The organism is Streptomyces sp. B21-083 (assembly GCF_036898825.1).
Lineage (GTDB): Bacteria > Actinomycetota > Actinomycetes > Streptomycetales > Streptomycetaceae > Streptomyces.
In genome coordinates, this window is record NZ_JARUND010000002.1 from 254,979 (window position 1) to 266,543 (window position 11,565).

Sequence of the window (11,565 nt, forward strand, 5' to 3'; positions counted from 1 at the left end):
CGGGTGGGTGACTGACGCGACGGGGGGCGGGCCCGGGGGTGATTCCCCGGGCCCGCCCCGACCGTTTGCGGCCACGTACACCGGTTACGGCCGCCGGTTACGGCCGCGTGCGCGGGCTCGATGACGTATGTCGATTCCGGTGCCGTACGTCGGTGCCGTCCCGTAGGTCAGCCGCTCGCGCCCGCGAGCCACGCCGTGGCGTTGAGGGCGAGGGGGGCGTTGGTGGCGCCGGTGTCGTTCCAGCCGTCGTAGAGGGTGTTGCCGGACTGGCCGGTGCCGTCGTCGATCGGGGAGCTGTCGCCCCAGAACGCGATCCGGCCGCTGCCGAAGGTGCTGGTCAGGAAGAAGGCGCCGGTGTTGCCCGAGTAGCCGGAGCGGTAGACCAGGCCCTTCACGGCGGAGTTGTCGGCGGGCTTGAGGGTGGCCGTCGTACCGCTGGCGATGAGGCTCTTGGTGACCGTGCCGAAAGTGCCGTGCAGAACCGGGTTCGTCGCGGCGCTGATCGCGGCCGGATAGCCGGAGCTGATGCTCAGGGAGTCGATGGAGAAGCCGAACGGGTCGGTCGAGTCGACACTGTTCTTGGTCATGAGGTCGTTGAGGATCTCGACGGCGTCCTCGCCGTCGTTGTTCCGGTCGGCGCCCGTGTGGTCGGAGATCATGAAGAGACCGCCGCCGTTCTGGACGAACTTCATGATGGCGGTCTTCTCGGCGGTGGTGAACAGCGTGTTGGGTTCGGGAAGCACGAGCGTGTCGAACTTCGACAGGTCGGTCGCCGTGGAGCCGCCGTAGGCGAGGGCGGAGCCCGAGGGCAGCGTCTTGAGGCTGTAGTCGCCGGTCTGCTGGAGGGCGACGCCCCAGGAGGAGAGCGCGCCGGTCCAGTCGCTCTCGCCGGAGGGGGCGGAGTCCTCGGAGAGCGGGTCGGGCTGGCTCTTGGAGATGATCCAGTCGGCGTTGCCGGCCGTCTCGGCGTGGGCGTTGTCGAACAGGATGCGGTGGGGGGTGGCGGCGGTCGCGGCTGTCGCGGTGGCGGTGGCCTGGACGGCGACGCCGGTGGCGATCAGGCCGAGCACGGCCAGGGCCGAGGTGATTCTGTGCCGGGACCCGGTGATGGCGTACATCTGGCATTCCTCCATGGGTGGGGGGAGAGCTGGGGGAAGGCGGTGCGGGTGACGAATCTGCGCGCGTAGACCGGGCGTTGACGACCGCCCGATGCACACAAGGCAGGACCGTACCGACAAGATCGACGCCACCGGGAGGCCCGGCCAGAGTTTCACGTAAAGCTCTTACACGCCGGTAACCACCGGCCGGAAAAGGCTGTTTGACGACTATTACGGGCGATGTGAGACGCCGAGGCGGCCCAACTCGTCGTCCGTCAGCCGTAGTCCGCCCGCCGCCACGTTGTCCACGACGTGATCGGGATTGCCCGTGCCCGGGATGGCGAGCACATGCGCCCCCTGGTGGAGACTCCAGGCGAGCCGGATCTGGGCGGGGCTCGCGCCGTGTTCGCGGGCGGCGGCGAGCACCGTGGCGTCGTGGGTGTCGGTGGCGCCCCTCGCTCCGCCGCCGCCCGCGACGGCGAAGAAGGGTACGAAGGCGATGCCCGACTCCCCGCACAGCCGCAGGAGTTCGTCGCCCTCGGGGTCGGGACGGTCGAGTGCGTACCGGTTCTGCACGCAGACCACCGGGGCGATCGCCCGCGCCTCGGCGAGGTGTCTCGGCTCGATGGCGGAGATGCCGAGGTGACGGATCAGGCCCGCCTCGCGCAGGTCGGCGAGCGCACCGAAGTGCTCGGCGACGGAGTCCTGGTTCATCCGGCGCAGGTTGACCACGTCGAGGTGGTCGCGGCCGAGCTGGCGGAGGTTCTCCTCGACGTGTCCGCGCAGTTGGTCGGGGCGGGCCGAGGTCGCCCACTCTCCCGAGTAGTCGCGGTGGGGGCCGACCTTGGTGACGATGACGAGGTCGTCCGCGTACGGCGCCAGGGCGCTGTTGATCAGTTCGTTGGCGGAGCGCAGCGCGGAGAAGTAGAAGGCGGCGGTGTCGATGTGGTTGACGCCGAGTTCGACGGCCTTCCGCAGCACGGCCAGCGACCGTTCGCGGTCACTGGGCGTGCCGAGGTGGAAAGCCGCGCTGCCGGTGAGCCGCATGGCTCCGAATCCGAGCCGGTTGACGGTGAGATCGCCGAGTTTCCAGGTGCCCGCGGCGTCCGCGGTGATCGTTTCCGAGGTCATCGGCGGAGTCTCGCACGTGCGGCTGGCACCGGATCGGCGTCGGGGTCGGCCGTCTGGGGTTCTTTGGCGTCCTTTTGGCGTTCTTTACGGGTAGACGTAGGTGTTGAGCGTGGCGACCGCCGAGGCGGAGTTTCCGAGGTCGTAGCGGTCCACGGCAAGGAAGTTGGGCTTCTTGCGGGCGGCGGGCCGGCAGAACCGCTGGGCCCGGTCGGCGAGTTTGGTGTTGTCGGTCGCCGCCGTGTTGGCGATCGCCACGTCCCGGAAGTGGTTCATGACGAAGAGGGGTGTGAAGGCGCCCTCGGTGCGGGTGAGCGGGGTGTTGGAGTCGGCGCCGTACCAGCGGCTGTAGCAGGACCAGTCGGAGGTGCCGAGGCCGCCGCCCATGGACCAGTAGTTCTCGACGGTCCACTCGCGCTGGTACATCACCCCGAAGGTGTCCCGGGTGAGCCCGGCGGCCTGGTCGGCGGAGCGGCTGTGGTCGGTGAAGATGAGCAGCCGGTCGTTGGCGGCGATCAGGTCGGCGACCTTCGGCCAGCCGTTCTGCCGGACGCCGGTCTGGTCGGGACGGTAGAGGACGTCCGACAGGCCGTTGACGCGGGCGAGTTCGCCGCGCAGGACGCCCGGGTCGACGTAGTCCTCCAGGAAGACGGTGACCACCTGGGTGGGGTTCTGCTTGAGGAAGTCGACCATGCGCTGGAGGTCGACCCAGAGGGCGACGGGGCTGCCGACGAGGGTGCAGCTGTTGTGGCAGAGGATCGCACCGTCGGGGGTCTGGTGGATGTCCAGCATGAACCCGCGTACACCGTCGGTGAGTTGCTGGTTGATGCCACGTGACTGGTTGGGGACGAAGTTGACGAAGGGCGGGGCGAAGCCGCCGTCGACACCGTTGGCGTAGGCGTTGTGGGCGGTGAGGAACGTGACCTGGTCCAGGGTGCGTTGGTCGGCGGGCGGCATCGGGGCGACGGTGGGGGCGACCGGGGTGAGGTACCAGGCGGCCAACCCGCCCGAGCCGCCGATGGCCAGCTGGTCGGGGTAGTTGGCGCCGGACGGCTTGGCGGCGACCGTCAGATAACGGGTGGTCCCCGGCGCCTTGAGGGTGTACTGGTCGGTGCCGGACGGGGTGATCTCCCAGGCCGCGTCGGCGCTGGTGCAGGCGACGGTCCTGGCGTTGTCACCGGAGCGGCCGAGACAGCTGCCCGCGGTATCGGTGCTCTCCAGGAGGTAGGAGGTTCCGCTCGCGCGCAGCGTCCACTGCTGGTGGTCCTCGTTGCCCTTGGGCCTGTGCTGTTCGACGGCTCCGGCGTCGTCGGCGGCGTTGAGTCCGGTGGTCGCGCTCTGGAGGTAGTAGGTCCCGGCGGTCGGGTCGGCGGCGGCCAGGGCGGGCGGTGCGGGCGCGGCAACTGCCGCCGCCAGTGCGGCTGTTGCGGTGAGCAGTGCGGTGCGGGGGGTCGGCATGTACGGGCCCTTCATGAACTCGGCGCATCGACGACGCGCTCGGCAGGGGCATGACATCACGAAGCCCGGCATGAAGTCAGCACACCCGGCACACCCGCCTCCGCGCCATGCCGGCGAGGGTGTCGTCGGCGGTTCGCACGACGGTCGCGCCAGCCGGGGTGCCGGTTCCTTCGGCGAGGTCCGCGAGCAGCTGGGCGTCCTTGCGCAGCAGCGGTAGGGCGGCGATCCGGTCGCGGTTGCCACCGGCCGCGGCGACCCGGCCCAGCGCGAAACTCACCCCGCTGCCGTGCGCGATGACGTGGGCGAGACCGGTTGGGTCCACGTCGAGGGTGCACCCGAGGGCGAGTACGTCGGCGGAGGCGGCGCAGCCCGGCCAGCACCCCCTCGTCGTCGGCGTTGACCTCCTCGACGTCCGCGGAGTCACCGACGCAGACGTTCACGAGGTCACTTGCGGCGGCCAACACGGCTGCGGAGACAGCACGTTGAGCAGAGGTCGCGGCGAACGGGGTGAGCGAGGCAGGTCTCCTCGCCCACAGCGTCGTCGTGAACCCTGCGTCGACGATCCGCCGTGCCACGGGGCCGCCCTGACTCACGAGCCCGGTTCACCGCACCCGCGTCAACCGGTCTCCTGTCCCGCCGCTCCGATGACCGCCGGGTCCTCCGTCTTCGCGGCGGCTTCGGGACGCGCGGGCCGCCAGAACGTCGCCAGCAGCCCCGCTGTGGCCACCACGGCCACTCCGAGGGCGATGCCGCCTCCGGCCCAGCCGGTGACCTCGATGCCGGCGGCGTGGTCCAGGGAGACCTTGCCGGGCCCCAGTACCCCGAGCGCCAGCGAGATCGCGGCCAGCATCAGGACGTACTCGTAGCCGTCCTTGAACACGAAGAACCCGTTGGGCCGGTGGGCGAGGAGCCCCGCGACCAGCATCACCGAGACCACCGCCGCACAGGCCAGCGGGGTGAACAGGCCGAGGACCAGCAGCGCGCCCGCGCCGACCTCGGTGACCACGCTCATCCACGCCTGCAGCGTTCCGTGCCGCAGCCCGAGCCCGCCGAACCAGCGGGCCGTGCCCTCGATCTTTCCGCCGCCCCGCCAGTGGTTGAGCCCGTGCGCGATCATGATGGCGCCCAGGACCACTCTTACGGCCAGCACCGCTACTGCTTCCGCGTTCGTCAACTCGCTCTCCCCTGCTGCCGGGTGGCGACTTCCGCCGCCGCTGCCGCTTCCGCGCGTGCGAGCACGCACTCCTCAACGAACCACAGCACCTTGAGGGGACAGGCCAAAGACGTCAACCCAATGCTCAAGTTATGTCCGCCGCCCGTCTGTTCGTCGACAAACCCCGCGCAGGTGGCGACCGCGCACCTGGCCCTGCTGAACCTTTTCACCGAGCTGCTGGAGCAGGCCGCCGAGGCGGGCAGCCCTCCTCATGCAGACCGTCATGTCCGCCGCGCAGACACACCTGACAGCTGATCGCCCGTGGTGCCGAGAACGATGTTCTCGGCACCACGGGCGATCAGCGTCCCGGCCGCGGCCGGGCTTGTCCGTTTCAGCTCAGCGGCTTCGCCAGTACCGCCTTGCGGTGACTGAACGTCTCGATCGAGTAACGACCGTGGTAGTTGCCCATCCCGCTCTCCCCCACCCCGCCGAACGGCAGGTCGGAGACGGTGAGATGGGCCAGCGGCAGGCCGTAGCCGACCGCGCCCGAGGACGTCTCGGCGGCGATCCGCTCCCGGGTCGTGCCGGACTCGGTGAACACGTACAGCGCGAGCGGCTTGTCGCGGTCGTTGATGAAGCCGATCGCGTCGTCCAGTGCGGGCACGGTGACGATCGGCAGGATCGGGCCGAAGATCTCCTCCCGCATCACGGGCGAGGCGGGGTCGACATCGGCGAGGACGGTCGGCGCGATGTACTTCGTCGCACGGTCCTTGACTCCGCCGGTGACGACCCGCCCCGAGTCGAGCAGCCCGCCGAGCCGGTCGAAGTGACGCTCGTTCACGATCCGGCCGTACTCGGTGGAGGTGGCCGGGTCCGCGCCGAACAGGTTCTCGACGGCCTTGGCGAGCGCGGGCTCCAGCGCGGCGGCGGTCTCCGGATCGGTCAGGACGTAGTCGGGGGCGACACAGGTCTGGCCGGCGTTGAGGAACTTGCCCTTGACGAGCCGGTCGGCGACGACGTCCACATCGATGCCGGTGTCCACGAACGCCGGGGACTTGCCGCCGAGTTCGAGGGCGACCGGGGTGAGGTGCTCGGCGGCGGCGCGCATCACGATACGGCCGACCATGCCGTTGCCGGTGTAGAAGATGTGGTCGAAGCGCTCGGCCAGCAGGGCCGTGGTCTCCGGGACGCCGCCCTCGACGACGGCGACCGCGTCCGTGTCCAGGTACTGCGGCAGCAGCCGGGCCACGGCCTCGGAGGTGGCGGGAGCCAGCTCGCTCGGCTTGACCACGACCGCGTTACCGGCGGCCAGCGCGCCGACGACCGGGGTCAGCAGGAGCTGGACCGGATAGTTCCAGGGGGCGATGACCAGGACGACACCCAGCGGGTCGTACTGCGTCCAGGCGGTGGCGTCGGCGCCGAGGCGCTCGGGGACCGGCGCGGGCTCGGGGCGCAGCCAGCCGTCGAGGTGGTCGAGGGTGTGGTCGATCTCCCGGATCGTGAAGTCGATCTCCGTACGGTAGGCCTCGGTCGAGCTCTTTCCGAGGTCCGCGTGGAGTGCGGCGGCCACGTCCTTGCCGTGCTCCGTGAGCAGTTCGCGCAGTCGGCCGAGCTGGGCCTTGCGCCACTCGACGGGCTTGGTACGGCCCGTACGGAAGGTCGCGCGCAGGCGCGCCACGATGTTGGCGGGCTGCTCGGGGGACGTGGGGTGGTTCACGGTGCCTCGCTCACGGTGGAATCATGCGATGGTCTCGGGCGCGGAAGGCCGGCTCGATGTACTCGACGTACGTGCCAACCTGCCACACGGCAAAGTATATTCCACATACACGAAGATAACTTTGAGTATCTTTCACACTACCCAAAGCATCAACGCCGATCCGTCAGTCGTCGACCTCGCCCAGGAACGGACGGACCTCGACCGGCAGGGTCGTCGCCAGTGCGGCCTTGCGGCCCCACTCCAGGGCGGCGTCGAGGTCTGGCGCCATGAGAAGGCAGATCCCGCCGAGGAACTCCTTGTTCTCGGCGTAGGGCCCGTCGATCACCTCGACCTCGTCACCCACGGGCCGCACCACCGTCGCCGCGTCCGGGCGGTGCAGTCCGCCCGCGAAGACCCACGCCCCGGCGTCCCGCAACTCCTCGTGGAAGACGCTCAGCCTGTGGTTGATCTCCACCATCGTCTCGGGCGCGGACGGTTCGCCGACCGGCTTCATGGCGCTGAGCAGGTAGTACTTCATCGCGTCCTCCTGGGCATCATCACTCTGCCCCATCTCCTACACGAAGGGAGCACCTCTGTAGAGACACAACGCACCGCGACACCAGGAGAATCCTCCCCATGACCGCCACAGCGCATCCGCTCGTCACCGTCGCCCGCCGGCTCGCCGTCGAGGTCCTGGCCCCGCAGGCGAGCCGGGTCGACCAGGAAGGTGTACCCGCGAGCAGCATCAAGGCGATCAAGCGGGCGGGGCTGCTCGGGGTGAGCGCACCGAAGGAGTACGGGGGTGCGGGCGCGCCCGCCTCGGTCGCCCGGGAGGTCGCCGAGATCCTGGCCGGGGCCTGCTGTTCGACCTGGTTCGTGCAGACCCAGCACCACACCCCGGTAGCCATGCTGACAGAGTCTCAGTTCCCGGTGCGGGAGCGCCTGTTGGGCCCGCTGTCGACGGGCGCCCTGTTGTCCGGCATCGCGTACGCGCATCTGCGGTCCTTCCCTCGCGTGCCCGTACGGGTCGGATACGAGCGCGGCGGCTGGCGCTTCGACGGGACGGTCCCCTGGTACACGGGCTGGGGGCTGAACGACGTCATGCTGCTCGCGGGGCTGTCGGACACGGACGAGGTGGTGTTCGCCTTCGCCGACGCCCGCGAGCAGTCGGGGCTGCGCGCCTCGCCGCCCATGCGGCTGGCCGCACTCACGGCCGCCCGAACGGTGTCCCTGGAGCTGAAGGGCCTGCGCCTGCCGGAGGAAGCGGTCGTCCTGCGCATGCCGCGCGAGAAGTTCGCCCTCGTCGACCTGCCCCGGGCCACCAACACGAACCCGGCCGTGTTCGGGGTGGCATACGCGGCCCTCGATCTCCTCGCCGTCCACCCGGGCGCCACGGCGACCGCGCGCTCACTGCGCACCCGCCTGGACGCCGTACGCCGTGGCGCGTACGCCCTCACGGACCACCGCCGGCCGCAGGAGCACATCGCGGACCGGCTGGCGCTCAAGACCCGGGCGTACGAGCTGATGCGCACGGCGACGACCGCGGCGGTCGTGGCCGGGGGCGGCCGGTCCATGAACCTCGACAGCCCGGCCCAACGCCTCGCCCGCGAGGGCCTGTTCCTGCTGGTACAGGGCCAGACGACAGACGTACGCGACACCCACCTCGCCGCCCTGGCCGACTAGGAGGACGTGGGCGAAGTCGCGGGCGCGGTAGCAGGCGCCGTTGTCGGTCACGATCCGCTCGATCCTGGTGATCCCGTGGGCGGCGAAGAACGCCTTGGCCCGGTTGACGAACCCGATCGCTGTCCTGGCCTTCTCGTCGGGGAGTGCCTCGGTGTAGGCGAGGCGGGTGTGCCCGTCCACGGCCGAGTGCAGGTACGCGTACCCGGCCTTGGCGCCCCTGGCCTTGGCCCGGTCCGTGGCCTTCGCCTGCTCGCTGCCGCGGCCGTGGGCACGCCAGCCGCCGCCGTCGGGAATCCTGCCGGCCTTCTTCACGTCCACGAGGCCATGTGCCCGGGCCTGCGGGCGTGGATCTTCTGCGGCTCGCGGTTCGTCTCGCCGTTGGGGTCGATGAACTTCCGTCGGTTCAGCCCCAGCGCGGCGAGGTGGCGGTGACCGTCCGGCGGGAGATGGGTATGCCGTCGGCGGCGAGCTCGAACGCGATCCGGGCCGCGGGCCACTTGCGCTCCCGCCGCAGCGCCCCGATCCTCGTGATCACCCGGTAAGGGGTCCCTGTCGGTTGGCGGTGCGGTGCGCTGGAGCGGTCGAGCAGGCCCAGTTCCCCGTACCGCCGGTACCGGTTGACCCATTTGGAAGCACACGCGCGCGAGATGCCCATCTCCGCGGCGACGTGTGCGATGGGGCGGGTCTTGCAGCGTTCGATGAGACGGCGGCGTCCTTCGACGGTCAGCGGAGCGTTGCGGTGGGACAAGAGATGTTCCTTGCTTCCGGAGGAGGGAGTGGCGGGAAGGGGTTGGGGCTCAGTGGTGCGCACGTTGGCGGAAGGCTATGAGTACGCCGGTGAGGGTGAGCGCGACGGGTATCAGGCTCATCGGCGTGGCGTGCCCGTGCGGGAGTGCCGCCTGGATCGCTCCGGCGGCGAGGACCTGTCCCGCGATGACAGAGAGTCCCAGAACGAGAACGCCGTGGACGCGGGCCAGCCAGGAGGCCAGAGCGACGAAGGCCGTGCCGAGCAGCCCGCCGACGTAGAGGCCGGCATCGCCGGGCATCCCGTTCAGGCTGCCTGCGGCAAGCAGGCTGACGGCGAAGGCGACGGTGAGTGTGGCCAGGCCGACGACCATGTTGTTCACGGTCGCGGCCCATGGGCCGACAACTCGGGCGATGCGCCCGTTGAGTGACTGCTGCACCGACAGGCCGGCCCCGGTGGCCAGCGGGATGGCGGCGGCCAGCACCGTTGCCCAGGCAACGCCTGCTGTGAGCTGCTCACTCGCGCCGATGCCCATGGCCGTGACGGCCAGGGCGGTTGCGATGACGCGCGAGCGGCTGACGGCCTGTCGTCCTGAGGGGCTGAGGCCGATGTGGTCGAGGAACAGCGCGCTGCATGCTTGTCCCGCGGTGACGGCGATGCTGAACAGTGCCACCCCGATCATCGGGGTGAGTCCTTGGCTCGCGACAAAGCAGGCACCCAGCACTGCGCCTGAGGCCTCCCGAGGCCGCAGCCGCCTCTCCCGAAAGACTGCTGCGATTCCCGCCACCTCGCGCCGGCGGCCGGGCATGAGCGAGCTGACGGCCAGCAGCGTCAGCAGACTGACGCCGATACTGATAGCTCCTGCGGCGATGCCAGTGCGGGGCCCCGTGCCGAGCTGGGCGGCGAGGCGTCCGTTGACCTCGGACTGGGCTGCGAGGAGCCCTCCGGCGAACACCATCAGCGGCACGGACAGCACGCGGACCGCCCTGCCCGGCGCTGGGCGCGGCCCGTCAACGACCGTACGAGCAGCGGTGTTCACCGCGGCTGCTGCTCCGCAATCACAGCCCAGTCGTCCATTGCGCGGCCGTCGGCGATCGCCTGGTCGAACACGCCTCTGAGCAGTTCACCGAACGGCAGGGAGACCGCCTGACCGGCTGCTGCAGCGAGGGCGAGGTGGAGGTCCTTGCGTCCAAGTGCTGTGGTGAACCCGGCCGGCTGGTATCTGCGCTGCGCGATCATTGACCCATATCCGGAGTAGACGGGTCCGGGAAAGAGTGTCGAGGCCAGCAGTTCGACGAACTGACCCGGGTCGGCGCCGGCCGCGTCGGCGACGCTGACCGCCTCGCCGAGCGACTGAATCACGCAGGCGATCAGGTAGTTGCCCAGGACCTTGGCGGTGTTGGCCTGCTCGGGCCGCTCGCCCAGGCGCCAGGTGCGCGATCCGATCGCGTCGAAGAACGGCTGGACCCGGTCGATGAGCCCGGGCTCTCCTGCGGCGAGGATGTTCAGCGCACCGGCCTCCGCGACGCTGACCCGGCCGAACACCGGGGCGGCAACATATCCGATCCCGTGCGCAGCGTGCGCCTCTGCGGCCCGGCGGGCCAGCCCGACGCTCACCGTAGCCACGTTGACGTGCACCACCCCAGGCCGGGCCTGTCCGAGGACCCCGGAGTCGAGGAAGACCTCCGCGAAGGCGGTGTCGTCGGACAGGACCGAGAACGCCACCGGGCACCGGAGGGCCTCCGCAACGGATGCGACGTGGAGGGCGCCGGCCTCCGCGAGCTCCTCCGCAGGCCCCGCTGAACGGTTCCACACCACAGTCTCCAGGCCTGCCCGCACCAGATTGCGCGCGATCGCCCGCCCCATACCGCCCAGACCAATGACCGCAACCTCGCCCATCGCAACCTCCGACAATGTGAACCGTCTAAGACGGTTCACATTGTGGCGCGAGTCGACGCCCTTGTCGAACTGGCTAAGATGGTTCAAATAGATCCAAGGTGATACCTGCGGAAGGGGGGACCGTGGAGGCCCGTCGACTGTTCCGACTGGACAACGAGGTGCTGGCGTTCCGCTTCACCGCCACGATGAGCGACCGGGCCGGCGCGGAGCCCCAGGAGCGGTTCTCCGACCCCGGCCGGCTAGAGCTCTGGTTGCATGCCGCGGGGCTCGGCGTGCCTGACGTCTCACCCGCAGAGCTCAAGGATGCACTAACGCTGAGAGAAGCGATCTACCGTGCCGGGCTGGCCGTCGCCGCCACCCAGCGCCCCGATCCGGGTGACGCGGCATTCCTGAACGGGGCCGCGGCCGCAGGACAGCCAAGGCCCGGTCTCGAGAACGGGCTCGCAGTCTGGCACCTCAGCAAGGAAGCACCGGTACCGGACGCGCTCGGAGTGCTTGCCGCCGACGCCATCCACATACTCGGAGGCCCCGACCGCACCCGGATCAAAGCATGCGAAGGCCCCGGCTGCGCCGGCCTCTTCCTCGACACCAGTCGCGGCACAAACCGCCGCTGGTGCTCAATGAACACCTGCGGTAACAGGGTCAAAAAAGCCCGGCTCGCCGACAAGTAACGACTACAGGAAACCGCCCCCCGTAGCTCTCCGGT

10 protein-coding genes and 3 pseudogenes are annotated in these 11,565 nt (G+C 70.0%); 2 read left to right on the forward strand and 11 right to left on the reverse strand.

Annotation, left to right across the window (positions count from 1 at the left end; genetic code table 11):
- Nucleotides 1-170 precede the first annotated feature (170 nt).
- From QA861_RS25215 to QA861_RS25250, 8 genes and pseudogenes are all read right to left on the reverse strand, one after another.
- Nucleotides 171-1,118, reverse strand: a pseudogene (locus QA861_RS25215) (hydrolase); the annotation flags it as partial.
- 210 nt (nucleotides 1,119-1,328) lie between these two features.
- On the reverse strand, nucleotides 1,329-2,228 hold the full coding sequence (locus tag QA861_RS25220; protein ID WP_334590859.1) for an aldo/keto reductase: 900 nt from the start codon (nucleotides 2,226-2,228) through the stop codon (nucleotides 1,329-1,331).
- Nucleotides 2,229-2,312: 84 nt separating this feature from the next.
- Complete coding sequence (locus tag QA861_RS25225) at nucleotides 2,313-3,683, reverse strand: phosphoinositide-specific phospholipase C-related protein (RefSeq protein ID WP_334590860.1); 1,371 nt, start codon at nucleotides 3,681-3,683, stop codon at nucleotides 2,313-2,315.
- Between the two features lie 76 nt (nucleotides 3,684-3,759).
- Complete coding sequence (locus QA861_RS25230; RefSeq protein ID WP_334595059.1) at nucleotides 3,760-4,005, reverse strand: hypothetical protein; 246 nt, start codon at nucleotides 4,003-4,005, stop codon at nucleotides 3,760-3,762.
- A gap of 100 nt (nucleotides 4,006-4,105) precedes the next feature.
- A pseudogene (locus QA861_RS25235) lies at nucleotides 4,106-4,276 on the reverse strand (NAD(P)-binding domain-containing protein); the annotation flags it as partial.
- Between the two features lie 23 nt (nucleotides 4,277-4,299).
- The gene (locus QA861_RS25240; protein WP_334590861.1) at nucleotides 4,300-4,857 is read right to left on the reverse strand and encodes a DoxX family protein; all 558 of its coding nucleotides are present in this window, start codon (nucleotides 4,855-4,857) and stop codon (nucleotides 4,300-4,302) included.
- A gap of 370 nt (nucleotides 4,858-5,227) precedes the next feature.
- Entirely contained in the window at nucleotides 5,228-6,553 is a 1,326-nt protein-coding gene (locus QA861_RS25245) for an aldehyde dehydrogenase family protein (protein ID WP_334590862.1), read from the reverse strand.
- 163 nt (nucleotides 6,554-6,716) lie between these two features.
- Nucleotides 6,717-7,070, reverse strand: coding sequence for a YciI family protein (locus QA861_RS25250; protein ID WP_334590864.1), 354 nt, complete (start codon nucleotides 7,068-7,070; stop codon nucleotides 6,717-6,719).
- Between the two features lie 98 nt (nucleotides 7,071-7,168).
- On the opposite strand from QA861_RS25250, the gene QA861_RS25255 reads away from it, so the two are divergent.
- Nucleotides 7,169-8,215 carry an acyl-CoA dehydrogenase family protein gene (locus QA861_RS25255; protein WP_334590865.1) on the forward strand — a complete coding sequence of 349 codons (1,047 nt, stop codon included), beginning with the start codon at nucleotides 7,169-7,171 and terminating at the stop codon, nucleotides 8,213-8,215.
- On the opposite strand, the pseudogene QA861_RS25260 reads toward QA861_RS25255, so the two are convergent.
- The 3 genes and pseudogenes from QA861_RS25260 to QA861_RS25270 all read right to left on the reverse strand — a co-directional run.
- Nucleotides 8,204-8,963: pseudogene (locus QA861_RS25260) on the reverse strand (helix-turn-helix domain-containing protein); the annotation flags it as partial. The gene QA861_RS25255 and the pseudogene QA861_RS25260 sit on opposite strands and share 12 nt — an antisense overlap.
- A 49-nt stretch (nucleotides 8,964-9,012) precedes the next feature.
- Nucleotides 9,013-9,999 carry a DMT family transporter gene (locus tag QA861_RS25265; protein ID WP_334590866.1) on the reverse strand — a complete coding sequence of 329 codons (987 nt, stop codon included), beginning with the start codon at nucleotides 9,997-9,999 and terminating at the stop codon, nucleotides 9,013-9,015.
- Complete coding sequence (locus QA861_RS25270) at nucleotides 9,996-10,946, reverse strand: NAD(P)-dependent oxidoreductase (protein ID WP_334590867.1); 951 nt, start codon at nucleotides 10,944-10,946, stop codon at nucleotides 9,996-9,998. Before QA861_RS25270 ends, QA861_RS25265 begins: the two co-directional genes overlap by 4 nt.
- A gap of 35 nt (nucleotides 10,947-10,981) precedes the next feature.
- Between QA861_RS25270 and QA861_RS25275 the strand changes: the two genes are divergently transcribed.
- Nucleotides 10,982-11,530 carry a CGNR zinc finger domain-containing protein gene (locus QA861_RS25275; protein WP_334590868.1) on the forward strand — a complete coding sequence of 183 codons (549 nt, stop codon included), beginning with the start codon at nucleotides 10,982-10,984 and terminating at the stop codon, nucleotides 11,528-11,530.
- Nucleotides 11,531-11,565: the final 35 nt, after the last annotated feature.

What these genes read in the sequence shown, in the direction of transcription:
- QA861_RS25220 (WP_334590859.1), bottom strand. Translation starts at nt 2,228, where the DNA reads ATGACCTCGGAAACGATCACCGCGGACGCCGCGGGCACCTGGAAACTC.
- QA861_RS25225 (WP_334590860.1), bottom strand. Translation starts at nt 3,683, where the DNA reads ATGCCGACCCCCCGCACCGCACTGCTCACCGCAACAGCCGCACTGGCG.
- QA861_RS25250 (WP_334590864.1), bottom strand. Translation starts at nt 7,070, where the DNA reads ATGAAGTACTACCTGCTCAGCGCCATGAAGCCGGTCGGCGAACCGTCC.
- QA861_RS25255 (WP_334590865.1), top strand. Translation starts at nt 7,169, where the DNA reads ATGACCGCCACAGCGCATCCGCTCGTCACCGTCGCCCGCCGGCTCGCC.